The organism is Sulfitobacter sp. S190 (genome assembly GCF_025141935.1).
Lineage (GTDB): Bacteria > Pseudomonadota > Alphaproteobacteria > Rhodobacterales > Rhodobacteraceae > Sulfitobacter.
The window spans coordinates 1,067,584-1,087,116 of the sequence record NZ_CP081120.1 but is presented as its reverse complement, the minus strand read 5'-3'; the positions used below and the strand labels follow the sequence as shown (position 1 = coordinate 1,087,116).

20 protein-coding genes and 1 tRNA gene are annotated in these 19,533 nt (G+C 59.4%); 12 read left to right on the top strand and 9 right to left on the bottom strand.

Translation table 11 applies throughout. The features are described from left to right. Positions 1 to 46: 46 nt before the first annotated feature. The gene (locus K3756_RS05700) at positions 47 to 1,150 is read left to right on the top strand and encodes a pyridoxal phosphate-dependent aminotransferase (protein WP_259991781.1); all 1,104 of its coding nucleotides are present in this window, start codon (positions 47 to 49) and stop codon (positions 1,148 to 1,150) included. A gap of 50 nt (positions 1,151 to 1,200) precedes the next feature. Then, the gene (locus tag K3756_RS05695) at positions 1,201 to 1,377 is read left to right on the top strand and encodes a hypothetical protein (RefSeq protein WP_259991779.1); all 177 of its coding nucleotides are present in this window, start codon (positions 1,201 to 1,203) and stop codon (positions 1,375 to 1,377) included. Here the strand turns inward: K3756_RS05695 and K3756_RS05690 are convergent. Then, the gene (locus K3756_RS05690) at positions 1,374 to 2,582 is read right to left on the bottom strand and encodes an alanine--glyoxylate aminotransferase family protein (protein WP_259991777.1); all 1,209 of its coding nucleotides are present in this window, start codon (positions 2,580 to 2,582) and stop codon (positions 1,374 to 1,376) included. The two genes, K3756_RS05695 and K3756_RS05690, sit on opposite strands and share 4 nt — an antisense overlap. A 161-nt stretch (positions 2,583 to 2,743) precedes the next feature. Between K3756_RS05690 and K3756_RS05685 the strand changes: the two genes are divergently transcribed. Beyond that, on the top strand, positions 2,744 to 4,600 hold the full coding sequence (locus tag K3756_RS05685) for an ABC transporter ATP-binding protein (protein ID WP_259991775.1): 1,857 nt from the start codon (positions 2,744 to 2,746) through the stop codon (positions 4,598 to 4,600). Here the strand turns inward: K3756_RS05685 and K3756_RS05680 are convergent. Then, the gene (locus tag K3756_RS05680) at positions 4,597 to 5,205 is read right to left on the bottom strand and encodes a glycosyltransferase (RefSeq protein WP_259991773.1); all 609 of its coding nucleotides are present in this window, start codon (positions 5,203 to 5,205) and stop codon (positions 4,597 to 4,599) included. The two genes, K3756_RS05685 and K3756_RS05680, sit on opposite strands and share 4 nt — an antisense overlap. A 62-nt stretch (positions 5,206 to 5,267) precedes the next feature. Here K3756_RS05680 and K3756_RS05675 point away from each other — a divergent pair, with 62 nt between their 5' ends. After that, positions 5,268 to 6,011, top strand: a complete 744-nt coding sequence (locus tag K3756_RS05675) for a folate-binding protein YgfZ (RefSeq protein WP_259991771.1) — start codon at positions 5,268 to 5,270, stop codon at positions 6,009 to 6,011. 60 nt (positions 6,012 to 6,071) lie between these two features. Here the strand turns inward: K3756_RS05675 and efp are convergent, their stop codons facing one another. Then, positions 6,072 to 6,635 (bottom strand): elongation factor P, encoded by a 564-nt coding sequence (efp, locus tag K3756_RS05670; protein ID WP_259991769.1) that lies wholly within the window; start codon positions 6,633 to 6,635, stop codon positions 6,072 to 6,074. Positions 6,636 to 6,852: 217 nt separating this feature from the next. Here efp and K3756_RS05665 point away from each other — a divergent pair, with 217 nt between their 5' ends. Further along, complete coding sequence (locus K3756_RS05665) at positions 6,853 to 7,173, top strand: DUF6280 family protein (protein ID WP_008228933.1); 321 nt, start codon at positions 6,853 to 6,855, stop codon at positions 7,171 to 7,173. A 56-nt stretch (positions 7,174 to 7,229) separates the two neighbouring features. Here the strand turns inward: K3756_RS05665 and K3756_RS05660 are convergent, their stop codons facing one another. Then, positions 7,230 to 7,802, bottom strand: coding sequence for a cobalamin biosynthesis protein CobQ (locus K3756_RS05660; protein ID WP_259991761.1), 573 nt, complete (start codon positions 7,800 to 7,802; stop codon positions 7,230 to 7,232). Between the two features lie 63 nt (positions 7,803 to 7,865). Here K3756_RS05660 and K3756_RS05655 point away from each other — a divergent pair, with 63 nt between their 5' ends. Next, positions 7,866 to 9,338, top strand: coding sequence for a cobyric acid synthase (locus K3756_RS05655; RefSeq protein WP_259991760.1), 1,473 nt, complete (start codon positions 7,866 to 7,868; stop codon positions 9,336 to 9,338). On the opposite strand, the gene K3756_RS05650 is transcribed toward K3756_RS05655, so the two are convergent. The 3 genes from K3756_RS05650 to K3756_RS05640 form a co-directional block, all read right to left on the bottom strand. Further along, positions 9,339 to 10,424: a hypothetical protein gene (locus K3756_RS05650; RefSeq protein ID WP_259991758.1), complete on the bottom strand. Its 1,086-nt coding sequence runs from the start codon at positions 10,422 to 10,424 to the stop codon at positions 9,339 to 9,341. A gap of 102 nt (positions 10,425 to 10,526) precedes the next feature. After that, entirely contained in the window at positions 10,527 to 11,951 is a 1,425-nt protein-coding gene (locus K3756_RS05645; RefSeq protein WP_259991756.1) for a TolC family outer membrane protein, read from the bottom strand. Between the two features lie 63 nt (positions 11,952 to 12,014). Continuing rightward, complete coding sequence (locus K3756_RS05640; RefSeq protein WP_259991754.1) at positions 12,015 to 12,668, bottom strand: protein-L-isoaspartate O-methyltransferase; 654 nt, start codon at positions 12,666 to 12,668, stop codon at positions 12,015 to 12,017. Positions 12,669 to 12,865: 197 nt separating this feature from the next. On the opposite strand from K3756_RS05640, the gene K3756_RS05635 reads away from it, so the two are divergent. After that, positions 12,866 to 12,939, top strand: a tRNA-Cys gene (locus tag K3756_RS05635). Positions 12,940 to 13,025: 86 nt separating this feature from the next. Here the strand turns inward: K3756_RS05635 and K3756_RS05630 are convergent. Both K3756_RS05630 and K3756_RS05625 read right to left on the bottom strand, forming a co-directional pair. Further along, positions 13,026 to 13,709 (bottom strand): tyrosine-type recombinase/integrase, encoded by a 684-nt coding sequence (locus tag K3756_RS05630; RefSeq protein WP_259991752.1) that lies wholly within the window; start codon positions 13,707 to 13,709, stop codon positions 13,026 to 13,028. A 328-nt stretch (positions 13,710 to 14,037) separates the two neighbouring features. Beyond that, on the bottom strand, positions 14,038 to 14,226 hold the full coding sequence (locus tag K3756_RS05625; protein WP_259991750.1) for a hypothetical protein: 189 nt from the start codon (positions 14,224 to 14,226) through the stop codon (positions 14,038 to 14,040). Between the two features lie 320 nt (positions 14,227 to 14,546). Here K3756_RS05625 and K3756_RS05620 point away from each other — a divergent pair, with 320 nt between their 5' ends. The 5 genes from K3756_RS05620 to K3756_RS05600 all read left to right on the top strand — a co-directional run bounded on the left by K3756_RS05620 (position 14,547) and on the right by K3756_RS05600 (position 19,375). Next, positions 14,547 to 14,954: a helix-turn-helix domain-containing protein gene (locus K3756_RS05620; protein WP_259991748.1), complete on the top strand. Its 408-nt coding sequence runs from the start codon at positions 14,547 to 14,549 to the stop codon at positions 14,952 to 14,954. A 13-nt stretch (positions 14,955 to 14,967) separates the two neighbouring features. Continuing rightward, entirely contained in the window at positions 14,968 to 15,237 is a 270-nt protein-coding gene (locus tag K3756_RS05615; RefSeq protein ID WP_259991746.1) for a hypothetical protein, read from the top strand. A gap of 147 nt (positions 15,238 to 15,384) precedes the next feature. Beyond that, positions 15,385 to 16,638, top strand: coding sequence for an antiviral reverse transcriptase Drt3a (gene drt3a, locus K3756_RS05610; RefSeq protein ID WP_259991744.1), 1,254 nt, complete (start codon positions 15,385 to 15,387; stop codon positions 16,636 to 16,638). Next, positions 16,631 to 18,391 carry an antiviral reverse transcriptase Drt3b gene (gene drt3b / locus K3756_RS05605; RefSeq protein WP_259991742.1) on the top strand — a complete coding sequence of 587 codons (1,761 nt, stop codon included), beginning with the start codon at positions 16,631 to 16,633 and terminating at the stop codon, positions 18,389 to 18,391. The genes drt3a and drt3b overlap by 8 nt, the downstream gene beginning before the upstream one ends. A gap of 24 nt (positions 18,392 to 18,415) precedes the next feature. Further along, the gene (locus K3756_RS05600) at positions 18,416 to 19,375 is read left to right on the top strand and encodes an IS1595 family transposase (RefSeq protein WP_259991739.1); all 960 of its coding nucleotides are present in this window, start codon (positions 18,416 to 18,418) and stop codon (positions 19,373 to 19,375) included. Positions 19,376 to 19,533: the final 158 nt, after the last annotated feature.

The following is a 19,533-nucleotide window of genomic DNA, read 5'->3' as shown; positions in this document are numbered from 1 at the left end:
CTTTACAACGCTTGCCATCGGCCCTGCCTGCGGCCTACCAAAGCCCATGACACATGCCCGCCTCACCCCGCTCGCCCAATCGCTGCCCGCCACCGTGCCGTTCGTCGGCCCCGAAACGCAGGAACGCGCCCGCGGCGCTGTCTTTGACGCGCGGCTGGGGGCGAACGAAAACGTCTTCGGTCCTGCCCCCGGTGCCGTGCGTGCGATGGCACAGACACCTCAATGGATGTACGGCGACCCCGAAAGCTTCGATCTGCGCACCGCGCTTGCCGCCCATCACGGCACGTCCAGGGATCACATCATGGTGGGCGAAGGGATCGACGGTCTGCTCGGCTATCTCGTGCGGCTGATGGTGGGGCCGGGTGATGCAGTCGTCACCTCCGCGGGGGCCTATCCGACCTTCAACTATCACGTGGCGGGGTTCGGCGGGGTGCTGCACACCGTGCCGTATGTCGACGACGCCGAAGATCCGCACTCCCTGTTTGCCAAGGCGGCACAGGTGGACGCAAAGCTGGTCTATCTCGCCAACCCCGACAATCCGATGGGCAGCCACCACAGCGGTGCCGCGCTCGCCCGGGCGCTCGACGCGCTGCCTGCGGGCACGCTTTTGGTGCTCGACGAAGCCTATGTGGAATGCGCCCCCGAAGGCACGGCATTGCCGCTGGAGTTTGACGACCCCCGCGTCATCCGGATGCGCACCTTTTCAAAGGCCTACGGCATGGCCGGGGCGCGGGTGGGCTACGCGCTTGGCGCCCCCGATCTGATCGCCGCGTTTCACAAGGTCCGCAATCATTTCGGCATGAACCGCGCGGCACAGGCCGGCGCGCTGGCCGCATTGGCGGACCAAAGCTATCTGGCACAGGTGACAGACAAGATTGCCGTGTCCCGCGACCGGATCGCCGAAATCGCGCGGGCGAACGGGCTCGCTCCCCTGCCGTCGGCGACAAATTTCGTGACCATCGACTGCGGCCGCGATGGCGCGTTCGCGCGCGCGGTGCTGGACGGGCTGGTGACGCGGGGCATCTTCGCACGCATGCCGTTTGTCGCCCCGCAAGACCGCTGTGTGCGGATCAGTTGCGGCACCCCCGACATGCTGGATGCCTTTGCCGCCGCCCTGCCCGACGCCATGCGGGATGCAGAAAAAAGCTGACGAAGCGTCATCGCGCGTTACACTCTACCTGCCCCTGCAGGAGATTACGGATGAGCACACCACCGGGCCGTGCGCCAGACTTCACCAAAGCATGCGTCGTGATGTTCGGCGTGAACATCACGTGGATCTTCGTGGCGATCTGGGCCATCTGGGGCCTGCTGGCGGTGGCCTGTCTGGGTTGGGTCATCAACCGCGTGCTGTCGGGGGTTGAGGCGCGCCGCGGCTAGCGGCTCGCAATCACACGCGCCGCCGCATCAAGGGCACCGGCACCGTGGTCAATGTCCAGCGCGGCAAGCCCCGCCTGCATGCCGCCAAGCAATCCCATGATCATCTGGCCGTTGACATGACCCATGTGGCCCAGCCGGAAATACGCGCCCGGGTTTCTGTCGCCGGGTTCGGCCATGCCCAAACCGATGCCCAGCGTCAGACCGATGTTCTTTTCCACCCAATGGCGCAACCGCGCCCCGTCGTTCCCGCCCAGCCGCAACGAGGTGACCGCATGCGACCGCTCTGCCGGATCGGCGATGTTGAGCCGCAGCTCCCCGCCCGCGCCCCACGCATCGCACGCGGCCCAGATGGCGCGGGCCAGCGTCTCATGGCGGGCCCAGACGTTCTCCATACCCTCGTCGTGGATCATGTCGAGCGCCACGCGCAGGCCGTAAAGGTGGTGTGTCGGCGCGGTGCCGTTGAAATACTGCCAGAATTCCGTCGCGGTGCTGCGCGGCACCCAATCCCAGTACCGGCTGACCCTCGGCATCGCGTCGCGCACGGCCTGTGCGCGGTCGTTGAAAAAGACAAAGCTGCACCCCGGCGGCACCATCAGACCCTTCTGGCACCCCGTGACCATCACGTCGACGCCCCAATCATCCATCTCGAAACGGTCGCAGCCGAGCGAGGCAATGCAATCGGCCATCAGCAACGCGGGGTGGCCCAGATCATCGAGCAACGCGCGCAGTGCCGGAATATCATTGCGCACCGAACTTGATGTATCGACATGGACCGCCAGCACCGCCTTGATCCGGTGGGCGCCATCCGCCTTCAGCACGCCGCGTATCGCCTCGAGGTCCCAGGTGGCCGACTTGCCGAAATCCAGCAGCTTGACCGACGCGCCAAGCCCCTCGGCCATTTCGCCCCATCCGTGGCCAAAACGCCCCGTCGCCGGAACCAGAACCGTCTCGCCGGGGGCCACCACATTGGCCAGCGCCGCCTCCCATGCGGCATGGCCGTTGCCGATGTAGATGGCCGCATGACCCTGCGTGCGCGCCACCCGTTTCAGATCGGCCATCAGGTCCGGCATCATGTCAACCAACGCACCGGCATAGATGTTGGGCGCGGGCCGGTGCATCGCCTGCAACACCGCTTCGGGCATGACCGAAGGGCCGGGAATAGCGAGATAGCCGCGCCCGTGCGACAGGTTCGGACTGGATGCCATTTGTTTTTTCCTTCAAGCCAAAGCAGTTGCACCGCCAGGGGCGCCTGCGCCCAAACATACCCCGCCCGCCGCCTTCGTCAATCACGCGCGGCGCTTGCCCCCCCGCGCTGCCCCCCGTACAAAGACCGCGACGCGCCTGGCAAAGGGATACCCCCGCCCTCATGACCGACCCCACCTATACATCGGGCCAGCTTCTGCGCTGGCTGTGGCGCAACTACCTGCGCAAACACATGGGGCTGCTGGCGGTGGCCGTGCTGTTCATGATCATCGAGGGCTCGACCCTCGGCGCGATGGCCAAGCTGATGGAGCCGATGTTCGACCGTGTCTTTGTGGCGGGCGAAAACAGCCTTCTTTACGTGGTCGGGCTGGTGCTGCTGGGCATCTTCGTGATGCGTGCGATTTCATCGGTGGCGCAAAAGGTGCTGCTGACACGCATCGCGCAGCGTTCGGCGGCCGACATGCGCATTGATCTGCTGGACCAGATGATGAAGCAGGACGGCGCCTTTCATCAAAGCCACCCGCCCGGTTTTCTGGTGCAGCGGGTGCAATCGGACGTGAACGCCGTCGGCAACGTCTGGCGGGCGATCATCACTGGCGCGGGGCGTGATTTCATCGGGCTTCTGGTGCTGATGGGCGTGGCGATCAGCATCGACTGGGTCTGGGCGCTGCTGGCGTGCATCGGCATCCCGCTGATGGTGCTGCCTGCCGCCGTGGCCCAGCGTTTCGTGCGCCAGCGCGCCCGCGAAGCCCGCGATCTGGGCGCCACGCTGTCCACCCGGCTGGACGAAGTGTTTCACGGCATCGTGCAGATCAAGCTCAACGCGCTCGAGCGGTATCAGGCGCGGCTCTACCGTGACACCACGCGCCAGTTCGTGCGCACCGAAGTGCGCACCGCCTTCGGCAGCTCCGCCATCCCCGCGCTCATCGACATCATGTCGGGCGTGGGGTTCATGGCTGTCATCCTCTACGGCGGCTCCGAAATCATTTCGGGGGACAAGACGATCGGCCAGTTCATGGCCTTTTTCACCGCGATGGGCTTTACCTTCAACCCGCTGCGCCGTCTTGGCGCGATCAGCGGCCAGTGGCAAACCGCCGCTGCAGCACTTGAGCGCATCAAGGAGCTGATGGACGCGCCGGTATTGCTGCAATCCCCCGCCACCCCGAAAACCGCGCCCACCGACAGCCCCGATATCACGCTCGAAAACGTCGATCTGAACTACGGCGACAGCAAGGTGCTGCGACAGCTGAACCTGCGGGCCGAGGCGGGCCAGACCACCGCGCTCGTGGGCGCATCGGGGGCGGGCAAGTCCACCATCTTCAATCTGTTGACCCGCCTGATTGATCCCAAATCGGGCAACGTGCGCATCGGCGGGGTTGCCACCACCGATATGGCGCTTGACGATCTGCGCGGCCTGTTTTCCGTGGTCACGCAAGAGGCGCTGCTGTTTGACGAAACCCTGCGCGAAAACATCGTGCTGGGCCGCGAGGATGTCAGCGACGAGCGGCTGCGCGAAGTGCTGGACGCCGCCCATGTCAGCGATTTTCTGGATCAGCTGGAACACGGGCTCGACACACACGTCGGACCGCGCGGCTCTGCCCTGTCGGGGGGCCAGCGCCAGCGCGTCGTGATCGCCCGTGCGTTGCTGCGCGACACGCCCATTCTGCTGCTGGACGAGGCGACCTCGGCGCTCGATGCGCAATCCGAAAAAGTGGTGCAACAGGCGCTGGACCGTCTGGCCAAGGGCCGCACGACGCTTGTCATCGCCCACCGCCTGTCGACGATCCGCGGCGCGGACAAGATCATCGTGATGGACCGCGGCCAGAACGTCGACGAAGGCACGCATGCCGAATTGCTCGAACGCGGCGGCATCTACGCCGATCTCTACCGGTTGCAATTCCAGGATGGCAAAACCGTCGCCGACCGGCAAAGCTATCATACCGCGGGCATGCGGCGGTATGAGAGGCCCGACCGCGCACCCAACCTGCTGCAACGTCTGGGCCAAAAATTATTCGGCTAGCGGTGGCGCTCCGCCGCGCCCTGCGCCGGGGAAGCTGTCCGCGTGCCGTTGCCTGCCATCTGCGCCGCATGGCGCATCACGCGGCATCGCGCGTCCAGCCGCGCGACCTGCGTGCGGTTCAGCTGCCAGCCGCCCGCCCGCAACGCATCCCGCGCCATCGCATGACGCATCAGGACAGGCACGTATGGCCCGATCGCGCCCCGCGCCGCCCGCCAGTTGCGCATGTTTGCACGCAGCCCCTGCGCAATGCCGCCGCCTTCGGGCCGCATCTCGAGAATGCCTGCCGCGGTCTGCGGCAAATGCCTCTGCACCGCCGTGGTCCAGCCCTGATCCAGAACGCAGCGCGCGTCCAGTGCCAGCACCCACGCCCCCCGCGCCACGTCGAGCGCGGCCCCGAGTTGGTCCAGCCGGCCCGCCGGTCCGTGCAACACCTGCGCGCCCCACGCCTGCGCCGTGGCCCCCGTGGCATCGCGCGATCCACCGTCGCTGACAATCAGTTCCCGGATCAGCCCCGCCTCCAGTCCTTCCATCAACCCGTGCAGACACCGCCCCAGATGGGGCTCCGCATCGAGCGTTGGCAGGAGAATGGAAATCTGAGCGCGCATGGCCCCTCTTTTTCGCTGAGCTGAAGGTGCTATATGACACAGATACCCGAAAGGACAGTCTCATGCCTCACGCAAACCGTCGCATCCTGCGTCTGACCGGCTCCGACAGCCGCGACTTCCTGCAGGGGCTCATCACCAACGATGTCGCGGGGGTGGACCACGGGCTGGTCTACGCCGCGATGCTGACGCCACAGGGCAAATACATCGCCGACTTCTTCCTGCGTGCCGTTGCAGACGCCATCCTGCTCGACGCCGACGCGGATCAGGCCGCCGCACTCAAGCAGCGGCTGATGATGTACAAACTGCGCGCGGACGTGGCGATCGACGACACCGACCAGCACCTGCACCGCGGCACCGATGCCCCGCCCGCGGACGCCCTGCCCGACCCGCGCCACCCCGCACTCGGCTGGCGGGCCTACCGCGACACGCCACAGACGGATGATACGACCGATTGGGCCGCGCTCTACGTGGCACACCAGATCCCGCAAAGCGGGGTCGAACTCACCGGCGACAGCTTCATCCTCGAAATGGGGTTCGAACGGCTGCACGGCGTCGATTTCCGCAAAGGCTGCTACGTGGGTCAGGAAGTCACGGCACGGATGAAGCATAAGACCGAGTTGCGCAAAGGGCTGGCACAGGTGACGCTTGAGGGCGACGCGGACACCGGCACGCCCATCACCACCGATGGCAAACCTGTCGGCACGCTGCTGACGCGCGCGGGCGATCACGCACTTGCCTATCTGCGGTTCGACCGGGCCACCGGCACCATGGACGCCGAGGGCACCGCCGTCACCCGCACTGTCTAAACGCAAAAACGCGCCACCAGTGACCGGAGGCGCGTTCGAAAACCCGATTTCTGGCGGCGCTCAGGCCCGCTCGACGTATTCCATGGTTTCGGTGTTCACCACGATATCCTCGTCCTGCCCCACGAAGGGCGGCACGGATACCTTGACACCATTGTCCAGCACGGCCGGCTTGAACGAATTCGCCGCCGTCTGACCTTTGACCACCGGCTCGGTCTCGACGACCTTGCAGACAACCTTTTGTGGCAAAGACGCGTTCAGCGCCTCGCTGTCGTGATATTCCACCACGATCATCATGCCGTCCTGCAAGAACGGGCGACGCTCGCCCAGCAGTTCGGCAGAAACCTGCACCTGCTCGTAGGTATCGGTGTCCATCACCACCAGCATGCCGTCATCCTCGTAGAGGAACTGCTGGTCCTTCTGCTCAAGACGCACCCGCTCGACCTTGTCGGCGCTGCGGAAGCGTTCGTTCAGCTTCGAGCCGTTGCGCAGGTTGCGCATCTCGACCTGGGCAAATGCCCCACCTTTGCCCGGTTTGACGTGATCTACCTTCACAGCTGCCCAAAGACCGCCATTATGTTCCAATACGTTTCCGGGACGGATCTCATTTCCGTTGATTTTTGGCATGTGACAAAACTCTGGCAAAAGGTTGATGAAAGATTAAGTGGCCCTATATCGACTGCTAAGGCCCCGCGCAAGCGGAGCAACCACCGTGCTGCACGCGCAAACGATATGCAAGTGACGCAACGGAGCTATGCGCGAGAAGGGTATTCGAATCGCTCTAAACCTGTCAGAAGAGCCACACGCCAAATGACAAGAGCAAGAATAACGAAAGGACGACGAGTTGAAAGATTTCGTTGATGGCACCGCATTTAACAATGAACAAGGCAACCGCGCACGCAAACTGTTCGCCGCAGTCGTGCTTGCTGCATTGGACGACGCGATTGCAGATGACAAGAAATACGGCAATGGACCAGAGCAGATCGCACGCTGGGCCCGTTCCCGCGACGGTCGCGAAGTGCTGAGCTGTGCCGGTATCGACCCCAATGAACGTGTTGTAACAGGCCTCATGGACTTTGTTGGCAAAGGCGTGCGGACCTCCGTCGCCCTCAGCCGCGAAGAATCCGAGCGTCGCAACGCCGCTCAACAGGCCGAAGCCGCCTGATCAAAACGCCCGTTTGTGGCAAAAGCGCGGTCCCTCGGGACCGCGTTTTTTTGTGGCTAAAGCCCGAAAACAAACAACCAGACGCGGATGACCGACAGCTCTGCCAGCATCAGCAGCGTCACCCCCGCGCCAATCGCCCAGCCCGGACGCCACGTCACGATGCGCACGAATGCCGCCGCCGCGATCGCGACCTCGATCGGCCCGACCCAATTGGCCCCGTGCGCGCGGTCCCAATAGCTGACGGGGCTTTCGAAAATCCAGTTGCTCACCGGCCAGAAGTGGGGCCGCCCGTCATCGTGGTGCAGCGGGAAATCCAGACACAGATGCACCAGCGCCGCCCCCGTCACCGCGACGGCCCAGTCTTTGCGCAAATACAGCGCGACCGCCAAAAGCCCCCCCCAAAGCAGGAACGAATTATCGATCGCAAAGACCGTTTGCCACGCGTCTGAGAAATACAGCTCGTTGAACACCCGCTCCGGCGGTATCTGCAGCACAAACAGCGCCGCGCCGGCCATGACATACAGCGATACATCGGGCGCCAGCCCCCCCGCCATGCCCGCCCAGATCAGGTGCCGCCGCCCCCGCCCCATCAACGCACCGCCGATCAGTAAATGTGCCGGTGTATTCATCTTCGCCCCTTCCAAACATTCCCGCTTTGCGCCAGTTTGCCGACAAAGCGTAAAGGGCAGCAGATGGCAAAAGCGATCATGATACAAGGCACCGGCAGCAATGTCGGGAAATCAATGATCGTTGCGGGCATTCTGCGGGCATGTGCCCGCCGCGGGCTGACCGTGCGCCCCTTCAAACCGCAAAACATGTCCAACAACGCCGCCGTCACCAGCGATGGCGGTGAGATCGGCCGCGCGCAGGCCCTGCAGGCGCGCGCCTGTGGTGTTGCGCCGCACACGGATATGAACCCCATTTTGCTCAAACCGCAAACGACGACCGGTGCGCAGGTCATCGTGCAAGGTCAGGTCGCCGGACATCAGGAGGCCCTCGCGTTCGGCAAGAACAAGGCCACGTTGCTGCCGGCTGTCCTGCAATCCTTTCGGCGTCTGGCCGATCAGTGTGACCTCATCGTCATCGAGGGGGCCGGCAGCCCTGCGGAAACCAACCTTCGCGCGGGCGACATCGCAAACATGGGGTTTGCTCGGGCGGCCAACGTGCCCGTGGTGCTGATGGGTGACATCGACCGCGGCGGTGTCATCGCCCAGATCGTGGGCACGCAGGCGGTTCTGTCTGCGGATGACAACGCGCTCATCCGCGGCTTTGCCGTCAACAAGTTCCGCGGCGACCGCAGCCTGTTCGACAGGGGCCGTGATGACATCGCCGACCGCACCGGCTGGCCGTCTCTGGGTGTCCTGCCGTGGTTCGATGCCGCCGGTCGCCTGCCCGCCGAAGACGTGATGGACCTGCCCGCACGGGCACGCTCGGGGGGGGATGGCGTGGTGATCGCCGTGCCGCAATTGCCCCGTATCTCCAACTTTGACGATCTCGATCCGCTGGCCGCCGAGCCGGGCGTCGATCTGCGCATCATCGCCCCCGGCACCCCCCTGCCCGCGGAGACCGATCTGGTGCTGCTGGTCGGATCCAAGGCGACGATCTCCGATCTGCAGGCCCTGCGTGCCGCGGGATGGGACATCGACATCGCCGCCCACATCCGCCGCGGGGGGCATGTGATGGGCCTGTGCGGCGGTTATCAGATGCTGGGCCGGTCCATTGCCGACCCGCGCGGCATCGAAGGCCCCGCCCAGACGGTCGCCGGGCTCGGGCATCTCGATATCGACACCACGCTCGCGCCGAAAAAGCACCTGCACCTGCGCGCGGGCACCGCAACCCAAAGCGGCACGCCCCTGACCGGTTACGAAATCCACATGGGCGAAACCACCGGTCCCGACTGCAGCCGCAGCTGGCTCATGCTGGACGGCACGCCCGAAGGCGCGGCCAGCGCAGACGGGCGCATTCTGGGCTGCTACCTGCACGGCATTTTCGCGTCCGACGCGTTTCGTGGCAGCTATCTGCAAAGGTTCGGCGGCACCAGCGCGATCGCCTTTGAGGACGGGGTCGATACAACGCTCGACGCGCTTGCCGATCACATCGAACGCTATTTCGATCTGGACCTGCTGTTGTCGCTGGCGCAGGACGTGGCCCTGCCGCTGGGGTGATTATTCGAGATCTTGCGCCGTCAGGGCGCGGTGAATTTCACGGCGCACCAACTTGCGCACGTTGCGGGTGATCCGTTCGCCAAGCGCGCCCTGCAGTTCGGAGCGCACGATTTCGCTGATCATGTCGCGCAGCGCTTCTTCATCAAGCAGCTGATCCTCGCCCAGACCCCCGTCATCCTCCGGCGCGTCCTGCGCCGCGGTGCCGTGCAAATCGGCAGGCTGTGGATCAAGCGGCGCGCCGGTCGCATCCAGTTCCACGTGATCTTCCCACGCCATCGCCGGCGGCTCGGAGCCGGACAGATCATCTGCATCCGTGTCATCGGGCTCGAATTGCTGCTTGCTCGATCCAATGGCGGTTTCCAGCGCGGCAATCTTCGCCATCAGCGGGATTGTGCCGTCCGTGTCTTCGATCGCTGGCGTTTCGAGCGATTCCCGCGACCGGCGGAAGGTCCAGGCCTCCTCGGCCAGCCTCGCCTCGTCGTCGGCGTCCTCTGTCACGTCCGGTGCGTCGAGGCTCTTTTCCGCCCAGGGGTCGGCGTCATCCGTCTGCGCATCCTCAAGATAGCTCTCGAGCGTCTCGTCAGAAACCGCGCCATCGGGGTCCGCCACATCCGGTGCGTCACCTTCCGCATCCGCGTCGGCAACCGCGTCTTCCTGCGTGTCCCAGAACCCGTCACTGGCATCGGCGTCCTCGGCCACATCTTCGGCCATCGGCGCCTCTGCCATTTCGGCCATGCCATCGTCGGGTTCGGTCAGTCCGGTGTCGTCATCGTCCTGCGCCACAGGCTCCGGCGCGTCCTGCTCTTTCGCAACCGTGCGCAAAACCAGCGTATCGACGATGTCTTCCATCTCTGTGCCAAGCGTCTCTTCGGCGTCGGCCTGCGGCTCTGGCGCGGCGTCGGCCTCGGCCTCATCCGTATCGGCCACGCGCAACGACGGGGTAAGAACCAGCTTGTCGGCCCGCTGCGGCTCGGCCGGGGGCGCGGGTGTTCGGGTGCCTGCGATGGGGCGCTTGTCTTCCGATACCAATCGGCGGATCGAGGACAAAACGTCTTCGACCTCTTCGTTCGTGACGGCTTTGGACATTACTTCACCATTTGCTGCTCGCCCTCAGACTAGACCGGGACGCAGCTTCCTACAATATGGCACAAGGTTCTGACAAAGGATTAAAGCGCGCAGGATCGCGCTCTATTTGCGTTGCAGACGCTCCAGCACACGATCAAGTTGCGCGCCCTGCTTGCTTTGCTTGGTCGGGCTGTCCTTGACGAGGTTGTAATAGGCTGCCGGATCGTATTGCTGCACCGGCAGCTGCAACGCCGTCGCCGTCAGCTCTCCGGTCGAGGCCAGCACGTTGTAGGCTGCAGTATAAAGCTGTGACTGCGCCGAAATACGCGCCGCTTCGGCATCCAGCAGCGCCTGTTCCGCATCCAGCACATCGAGCGTGGTGCGCGCCCCGAGCGTCGCTTCCTCGCGGACCCCGCGAAAGGCGATACGCGCGGCGCGGATCTGCCGGTCGGTCGAGGCGAGCGACGCCCGCGCCGATGCCAGACGGGCGTATGAATCGCCGACATTCTGTTCGATGTTGTGGCGCACCACATGCAGGTTGCCCCGTGCCGCATCGCGCTGCGCCTGTGCCGCACGCACCGTCGCAGAGCGCGATCCGCCCTGATAGATCGTGCCCGACGCCGTCAGGCCGACGCTGCCGGTCAGGCCGAAGTTGCTGCTGTCGAAACTCTCCAGCGCAGACACGCCCGCCGTTGCGTTGAGTGTCGGTTTCTTCGCCGCTTCGAACCGCAGGATCTGCAGCTCAGTCGCTGCGACCTGATGCTGTGCGGACCGCAGATCGGGGTGCTGACGCACGGCCACCGCCTTGGCGGCCGGGACATTGCCACTCAACTGCGGCAAGCTGGGCGGCGGGACCAAACGGCCCGGGCCACGGCCCACCGCGTTGCGATATTCTTCTTGCGCGATCAACAGGTTGCCCTGTGCCGTCGCCAGCCCGCTGCGGGCCTCGGCCAGCTGCGCTTCGGCCAATGCGACATCGGTCCGCGTGACTTCACCCACTTCGAACCGGTTTTCCGCCGCCCGCAATTCCTGCTGCAGCAGGCGGACGTTGTTCTGGCGCAGCGTCACGAATTCATTGGCCTCGATCACCAGAAAGAAAGCCGCGACCGCGCGCTGGAAAATCTGCTGTTCGATCGAAATCAGCGCCTGACGCGTCGCCAGAACCGTTTCCTTGGCCGCCTCGATGCTGAACCGGGTCGAGCCGAAATCATACAAAAGCTGCGATACGTTCAACTGCGCCGTCAGGTCCAGCCCGTCGGCATCCGTGGCACCGGTAAAGCGGCTGTTCTGCGCCCGTCCGAGCGTCTGTTCAATCTGCGCGACCCAGCTGACAACGGGCTTCAACCCCGCCGCCGCGATCGCCACATCCTCATCGGCCGCCCGCAAAAGCGCGCGGTTCTGCGTCAAAAGCCCCGAATGGTTATACGCACCGACCAGCGCATCGGCGAGCGTTTCGGACTTCGCCGCGGGCGCCACGACAACCGCCGCCCCGAAAACCACAGCCTGCACGGACCGTATGAGGCCCTTTTTTGCCGTAAATAGTCCCATCCGCTTCATCCTTGCCTGTCGTGCGGCTGTTTTGGCGCCGCTAATTTGAACCGTTCAGTTCACTTATAAAACAAATGCAGTCTCTTTTTCAAACCCGGAAATGACCGGCGCGCTTGCATTGAATGCCAAACGCCAACTGATACGCCCTGCCCGCTTAAATCCGACGCGGACTTCCCCAAGGTTACCATTCATCACGAGGCATGCAATGCGCCCATCTTCCTTGAGCTGATCCGTCAGCGCCTGGGGTACTTCGGCAACACCTCCCTGCACGATAATCACGTCGTAGGGTCCGTGTTGTGGCGCGCCTTCGTTGAGCGGGCCAATCTGCACGATGGCATTGTCCGCACCGGCGATCGCCAGCGCCTCCTGCGCCTCGCGGGCCATGGCCTCGTCCTCTTCCAGCGCGATGACGGCCTCGCACATCCGCGCAATCACCGCCGAGGAGTAGCCAAAAGCCGCACCCACATCCAGAACCAGCTCGTCCTGCTCGATCGTCAGCGCGTCCAGCATCTTGGCCAGCGTGCGCGGCTCGAGCAGCACCCGCCCCTGCCCCAGATCGAGGTTCTCGCCGACATAGGCCGCCTCGCGCTGGACGCTGGGCACGAAATCCTCGCGCGCGACGGTCAGCATGGCGTCGATGATGGGAAATTTCGTCACATCCGACGGGCGTACTTGGGTATCCACCATGATCAGGCGGCGGGAAGCAAAATCAGTCATCGACAGTCTCGATTTATCCAGAATCCGTTTCGTTCCGATGTGCCACATCCCGCCCGTCGCAGCAACGGTGCGCGCGCGTTTCAGCCAAACATGCAGACATTCTGCCACCCCACCCTAAGCCGCGCCCCTCCCGCATGCTATCACGCAAGATAACCGCTTGCGGGTTTTCCAAAGCCGTTCTATAGCACTCTGACTTCGGCGAGTTGGCGGAGTGGTTACGCAGCGGATTGCAAATCCGTGTACACCGGTTCGATTCCGGTACTCGCCTCCAATAAAATCAATGAGTTAGGAAATTTTCTGCTCATAGGGTATCACCTCTGGTATCAGTTTCACGTTCTGTGCCTGTTCTGTTCGGGTTCATTTGCGCTTCGCTACCGCCTGTCTCGCCCGCATGATTTGCCGCGCCTCCCCCGCATATTTGATAATCATCTCTTTGGATGTGTGGCCGCTGTAGCTGGCGATTTCGTCGTCCGTGCAGCCTGCCCATGCCAATTCCATCACGCCACGATACCGCAAGGCGTGTTGGTCATGGGCCATCAGGCCTAACCGCTTACGCTCGCGCACCATGACGCGGGCCATTGCATGGTAGTCCATCTTCGAACCATCAGCGCGCGTCAGGATGTGGCGCGATGGGTGCGGCGCGAATCCCAGATCGGCCTTTGCGCTGTCCAGCGCGGCCTTGAGCGCAATCGTGCAGGGCAGTGAAAGAAAAGTATCTGTCTTGTTCTGCCGCAACTTGAGGGTATCGCCATCATAATCGCCCCATTGGAAGTCCACCCAGTCACCAGGACGCTGCACACTCCCCACGCCAATCTCAAAAATCAGGCGAGGCAATGGCGAACCCTCTTCTCGCATCTTTTCGACCGCCCAATCTGCCCACGGCAAATGCGGTTTCTTGCGGTCCTTCGGAACCCTCAACGGCTCTATATCAATCGCGGGATTGTCTTTGCGCCAGCGCTTGCGCATCGCCATTTTGGATAACATGCTGATCGCGGTCGGGATGTAGTTTGCAAACCGCACGCGATGTCGGTTCTTTTCCATGCGTCATAAATGTCGGCCTGCGTCAGTCGGGCCACATCAGCGCGCCCAATCTTTTCGATCAAATATTCAAAGACTTTTTCGAGGTCGCGTCGATAGCGCGGCGAAAAGTCTTTCCATTTGTCGGTCTCACGCAGGGCGTCAATCAAAACACCCCATGATGTCTTGGAGACCGCTTTCTTCCCGCTGACAATCTCCCAGTATTGCTGGTCGAACTCTGCCGTGCGTTCCTCCGCCGTGATCCGCCCTAGATAGAACATCTTGCCATTGACGCTCTTGCGCACATACCAACGGCCAGACGGATGCTGCCAAAGGTATTTCTTGCGTCGGCCTACCACTGAATTTGATCCCATAATCCTGTCACATCTCCACCTGAAATTCGCTTGAGCGTTTCAGTATCCCAACGAACAACGCCGGGAGCAATTTCATGCCCCGGCGGTAGGTGGCCCTCCTCGACCAAAGCCTTGAACTCATTCGTACGCAGGTCGAGCAAGCGAGCTGCAGTCGTCTCGCTGGCCATGATGGGGGTTTGCCCTGCCCGCCTCATGGCTTGCTCGCGCCCGAACGCTCGTCGGGCTCCACCATGTTCCGTGCGATGTAGTCCTGAACAGCGTCGTGGGGCAGTAAGAAATTGGTTCCGTTCTTGAGAAAGCGAATGCTTCTGGTCGCGATCAACCTCCTGATCCGCTTCTCAGGCCAGCCGCTGTGAGCTGCCAATTCTCTCGGGGTTAGCAGGGAACAATCGTTCATAGTTCTTTCCTTTTTGGCATTTAGTGATATTAATAGAAAGAATACGCAACAAAAGGTTACGTAAGTCCGAATATGGGAACATTTGTCCGAATGTCAACTGTATTGATTGGGATTGGCCAAAGGATGCTGAGCGTACGCAGTCAGCTCGGGTATCCTCAAAACAAAGTCGCGGCGATTCTAGGGATCGCTGACAAATCTTATAAGAATTATGAGCTGGAAAAACGGGAGCTACCGCTCTCGGTCGCGGTCAAGTTTTGCGAAGAGTTCGACAAGAGCCTCATGTGGCTGGTGTATGGAAGCTCCGTGCCTGACAGTGAGCAGTCCGCTCGTTTAGCCGGGGAAACCGCGCAGGCTGTGTTTGATCACGCGCAGACGAACAAGAGGATGTTTTCCAGCGCCGAAATACAAAAGTTTACTCAGTACATCTTTGAGCAAGCCCTTTCGAAGGGCACCTCGCCGCAAAGCGAGGCAAAGCTGTTCTTTTCGGCCATAGGCTAAGGCGGACGACCCGATGAAACACTTGAAAGACCCAAAGACGCCCGTCAACAAATTCGCCAATTCTTTGCGGGTGATGGGAATTGTCCTACTGGTGGTTACCAGCGTTGGCTTCATCTCCTACCGCTCTGAAACAGGCAACTTCTGGGACGTCTACACCCTGTTCCTGCTGCACCTTGGCGTTGCTGGGGCCATCCTCGCAATTATTGGCGAAGCGCTATGGAAAATACTGCTGACAAACAGCGACGTCTCATGCCGTAAGTTCTATTTCTACGGCGAAGAGTAGTGCGCTGAAGATGCTATTTCACCACCGACCAAACCAACGGCTTCGAGCCCCTTTGTGGTTTGCTCTAAAACTGAGCGATTGGAAGAAGTTCGGACTCAAAGTATCAGAGTCGTTTGTGTTTTTTGACAAGACATCTCGGAGATAAATTTGTTAGACGCCAGCTTCCGCACAAAGTCATTGATGCAAGTAGTTAGAGAGAGCAGTGACCCGACAGATTTTTCCTTTCTTGCCCAAGACTTAGACAACCGAGTTGAGCGAGCACTCACAAGAGCGAACGGGAATGGCACTTGCTTTGAGCTAGAACTGACCAAGCGCAAAGGGCGTGAAATCTGTGTGCCTCACGACTTCGAAACCGCCATACTTCTTAGGCGCTTGAACGAGAATATTAGGCGTATAGTAAGAGTTCGACAGGCTGACAGGAGCTATGTCGTATCTCGCCTCAGACAACTCTTGGGAAATGGCCTGCCGTATGTTGTTGCAAAATATGACATAAAGAAATTTTACGCTTCGATTGATAGGGATGAGCTACGCCAAGCTTGCCACAAGCGCTTAAGCAGCTCAGGCACTACAAGAAGAATGCTCGACAAGTATTTAGCCGACTTAGAGGCCGTAGGTGCTTCTGGAATTCCTGCAGGCTTGGCTTTGAACGGCACCTTGAGCGAGGTCTTCTTACTAGACATGGACAAGGAAATCTCTCGATCTGAGGGAGTTCACTTCTATGCAAGGTATGTTGACGATATTGTAATCGTCGCCGCCCCACATATTACAGATTTCGACTTGACCCAGCGGATCTTGGATAATCTACCGACAGGCTTGATGCTTAATTTATCTCCTAACAAACGAGACTTCCAGCTACTGCCGAAGAAGGAGAACAAAGGAAGCGCGAAAACGTATACCTTGGATTATTTGGGATACGAGTTCACCGTTTCACAAATCTTTTCTGAAGCGAACCATGACAAGACTTTAAATGCCCGAAAGCTGACTATCGACATAAGCAAGTCAAAAATCGACAAGCGTAAGACACGGTTTATCTTGTCCATCAAGCAGTACCTTCGAGATGGGAACCAAGACGATCTCCTAGACAGGTTTCTTCTAATAAACAGCGGCTATAGGTTTTACGACCAAAACTCCGGGCGATGGTTGTCAAGCGGGATGTGCAACAGTTATCCACTAGTCGACCATCCCTCACCAGCACTGCGCGAACTTTCATCCTTTTATCACGGCGTCTTTTCGTCACGGTCCTCAAATCTGGCTGCAAGACTTGCGCTTGCACCGCTCTCAAGACGGAATCGGAAGAGAATTCAGTACTTTGACCTATGCACCCATGTTCAAAAGAAGAAGTATGTCGGGTTTAATGAGCAAAAGCTCATCCATTTGATGAAAGCTTGGCAACATGCCTAGGAAAAATGTTCAGAAGATCTTACTTGATCCAAGCGACTTCAACCGAGCTCTGCTCAGCGACACAACTCCAGCGGAGTTACCTATTCCTATAGGAAACGATGGCTTCTACCTAAATATCCGTGATTGGGAGAAGTTTGATACTTTCTCGAAAACAATAATTGAAACCTTTGTTCTGCCTCCAAAATCTGGCAAACAAGCTACGGAGCCGCTCTCTTACAAGATCGTGAAAGATGCTGACACATTACGCAAACTCGGCTTGCCACATCCTCGAGCGCAACTCGACGTTTGCAACTTTTACTCTAGATATGACGCGCTGCTCACCTACTACTGTAACACCAGCTCATTCTCTATCCGAAGGCCTGTCTGCACTGCGAGCAAATACTACATCGCAGGTCCATTAGAAGCGAGTAACGAGCTAAAGTTCTCTACGATTTCAACCGTAGAGAAAGATAAGTTTACAAAGCATCCAGCCAGTTTCTTTGCATACGCCGGTTTCGGGAGACTTCATAACTTTTTGGGATCAAGGCTATTCGATTCGTTAGAACGAAAGTTCCAATTTATGTCGTCACAAGATATTTCGAAGTGTTTCCATAGCATTTATACACATTCGATTTCTTGGGCCACAAGATCACTCAAAGAGGCAAAAAGTAATACTAGTGCAGAGATGTATGGAGCTTCTTTTGATCGCTTAATACAGTCAATGAATAGAAATGAAACCAACGGAATTATAGTAGGACCAGAGGTCAGCCGAATATTTGCTGAAACCATATTGTCAGCGGTGGATGATGAGCTCGAGCAGCGGCTTACGAAGAAAGGGCTCGAAAATGGCGTAGACTATTCAGCCTTTCGATACGTCGATAATTACTATTTTTTCTGTGGAAGCCGCAAGAACTGTGATGAGATTACCGCCGAACTTTCTGACTGCCTGGACAAATACAAACTTCATCTAAATCCTGGAAAATCGGAGATCACGTCTCGTCCCTTCGCAAGTAAAAAATCTTCCGCAATACAGCAAGCCAATACTCTAGTTGCTGATCTTATCGACAACCTAACGCGTCCGAACAAGATTGCAGGTGTTCCGGGCAGACAACAAACAAGTGCTGTTTTGATGACAGCTAAGAGAATCCGATCAAGGCATAAGCTAATGCGCGCACTTGTTCAGCGCGTGCGCGCAATTTGTGTAGATGCCGAATTGGGCTATGAAGGCGTGTCCGCTTATATTCTGGCAGCCATAAAGTGGAGGACTCATCAGCTTACAAAAGATAGCGAACAGTTGCTTGCTTTGCCCGAAGAAATCTCTTTGCTGGATGGAAGTGTGATAAACCGAGAGGAATGCCTGTCGCAAGCCACCGATCTTTATGATTTCTATCTTGAGGTTGCGTTTCACCTTTTCTCTCTTGCGCCGAGTGTAAACACTTCCTTAGATATCTCATATGTCCTTGTTCAAACTGCTGAATTCTTAAAGGACCATGCCCCGGAAGAATTTTTGGCCACCAAAGAACGGGTACAGCTTTGGGTTTCGCGTCTTATTGGCAGCAGCTCGCTTACCGATCTGGACGAACGGCAGTATTCGACCTCAATCGAGATACTCAACGTAATTTGCGCGACAAAACCATTTGACTTCGGCGGTGCTTACTATGTTGAGCTTCTAGAGGAGTTCAAAGGGGCTTCCTCAAAGGTAGGTTATTTTGAAGTTGTCGCAAAATTGGGCGATTGTATATTTGACAAACCCAAGCAGATAACCTATATCTAATTCAACACGATAGAGGTTTTCGCAATGTCCGTTCTTTCCGCCCCCTACATGCACGATGAAGCAGCAGCTTTTGAGCACGTCGAAGCAATGCTTTGGGCTGACGGTCCGGTCTGCCCCCACTGCGGCGTTGTTGATAGCGCATACAAGCTGGTTGGTGTCCGCACCAAGGCCAGTAAGAAGAACCCAGAGGGCAAAGAGCGTCATGGCCTGTGGAAGTGCCGCGAGTGCCGCAAGCAGTTTACCGTCCGCAAAGGCACGATCTTTGAGGAAAGCCACCTGCCGCTTCACCTGTGGCTGCAAGCTATTCACCTGATGGTATCCAGCAAGAAAGGTATCAGCAGCCACCAACTGCACCGCGTTCTGGGCATCACATACAAGTCTGCGTGGTTCCTGACACACCGTATCCGCGAGTGTATGCGCGATGGTGCGCTGGCTGGCTTTGGTGGCAACGGCGGTATCGTTGAGGTTGACGAGACGTTCATCGGCAAAGAACCCGGCGTGACGAAGGCTAAAAACGCCCGTGGCGCTTCTCACAAGATGAAGATGCTGACCCTCGTGGACCGCACCACCAAACGCGCCAAGAGCATCGTTGTGGACGACCTCAAGAAGTCCACGCTGATCCCGATCCTGCAAGAAAATATCGCCCGTGAAGCGTACGTGATGACCGACGAGGCCCGCCAGTATCAGGGCATTGGTGCTGGCAAGGCGTTCGAGGCGCACGGTTGGACCAACCACAGTGCTGGCGAGTACGTGAATCTCGAGGATCGCGAAATGCACACAAACACCGTTGAAGGCTTCTACAGCATTTTCAAGCGCGGCATGAAGGGTGTCTATCAGCACTGCGGCAAACAGCACCTGCATCGCTACGCGGCAGAGTTTGATTTCCGTTACAACAATCGAGTTGCGAACGGGATTGAGGACACGGAGCGCAGTAATATCGCGCTGCGCAGTGTTGTAGGAAAACGTCTTACATATCAGTGCTGAAGCAATAAATGCACTGGACAATGCGCTTCACTTGTGTGTTGGGCGCGTTAAGTGTACTATATGTTGTAAATCCGTTCCGGGAGACTGAACCAATGTCAAACATAAATCTTACTTGGGGGGGCAACACTCCAGCCATCCAAGAAAGACTGCAAGAGCTA

Coding starts and splice junctions, on each gene's coding strand:
- K3756_RS05700 (WP_259991781.1), top strand. CDS start 47: ATGACACATGCCCGCCTCACCCCGCTCGCCCAATCGCTGCCCGCCACC.
- K3756_RS05695 (WP_259991779.1), top strand. CDS start 1,201: ATGAGCACACCACCGGGCCGTGCGCCAGACTTCACCAAAGCATGCGTC.
- K3756_RS05690 (WP_259991777.1), bottom strand. CDS start 2,582: ATGGCATCCAGTCCGAACCTGTCGCACGGGCGCGGCTATCTCGCTATT.
- K3756_RS05685 (WP_259991775.1), top strand. CDS start 2,744: ATGACCGACCCCACCTATACATCGGGCCAGCTTCTGCGCTGGCTGTGG.
- K3756_RS05680 (WP_259991773.1), bottom strand. CDS start 5,205: ATGCGCGCTCAGATTTCCATTCTCCTGCCAACGCTCGATGCGGAGCCC.
- K3756_RS05675 (WP_259991771.1), top strand. CDS start 5,268: ATGCCTCACGCAAACCGTCGCATCCTGCGTCTGACCGGCTCCGACAGC.
- efp (WP_259991769.1), bottom strand. CDS start 6,635: ATGCCAAAAATCAACGGAAATGAGATCCGTCCCGGAAACGTATTGGAA.
- K3756_RS05660 (WP_259991761.1), bottom strand. CDS start 7,802: ATGAATACACCGGCACATTTACTGATCGGCGGTGCGTTGATGGGGCGG.
- K3756_RS05655 (WP_259991760.1), top strand. CDS start 7,866: ATGGCAAAAGCGATCATGATACAAGGCACCGGCAGCAATGTCGGGAAA.
- K3756_RS05650 (WP_259991758.1), bottom strand. CDS start 10,424: ATGTCCAAAGCCGTCACGAACGAAGAGGTCGAAGACGTTTTGTCCTCG.
- K3756_RS05645 (WP_259991756.1), bottom strand. CDS start 11,951: ATGGGACTATTTACGGCAAAAAAGGGCCTCATACGGTCCGTGCAGGCT.
- K3756_RS05640 (WP_259991754.1), bottom strand. CDS start 12,668: ATGACTGATTTTGCTTCCCGCCGCCTGATCATGGTGGATACCCAAGTA.
- K3756_RS05630 (WP_259991752.1), bottom strand. CDS start 13,709: ATGGAAAAGAACCGACATCGCGTGCGGTTTGCAAACTACATCCCGACC.
- K3756_RS05625 (WP_259991750.1), bottom strand. CDS start 14,226: ATGGCCAGCGAGACGACTGCAGCTCGCTTGCTCGACCTGCGTACGAAT.
- K3756_RS05620 (WP_259991748.1), top strand. CDS start 14,547: ATGTCAACTGTATTGATTGGGATTGGCCAAAGGATGCTGAGCGTACGC.
- K3756_RS05615 (WP_259991746.1), top strand. CDS start 14,968: ATGAAACACTTGAAAGACCCAAAGACGCCCGTCAACAAATTCGCCAAT.
- drt3b (WP_259991742.1), top strand. CDS start 16,631: ATGCCTAGGAAAAATGTTCAGAAGATCTTACTTGATCCAAGCGACTTC.
- K3756_RS05600 (WP_259991739.1), top strand. CDS start 18,416: ATGTCCGTTCTTTCCGCCCCCTACATGCACGATGAAGCAGCAGCTTTT.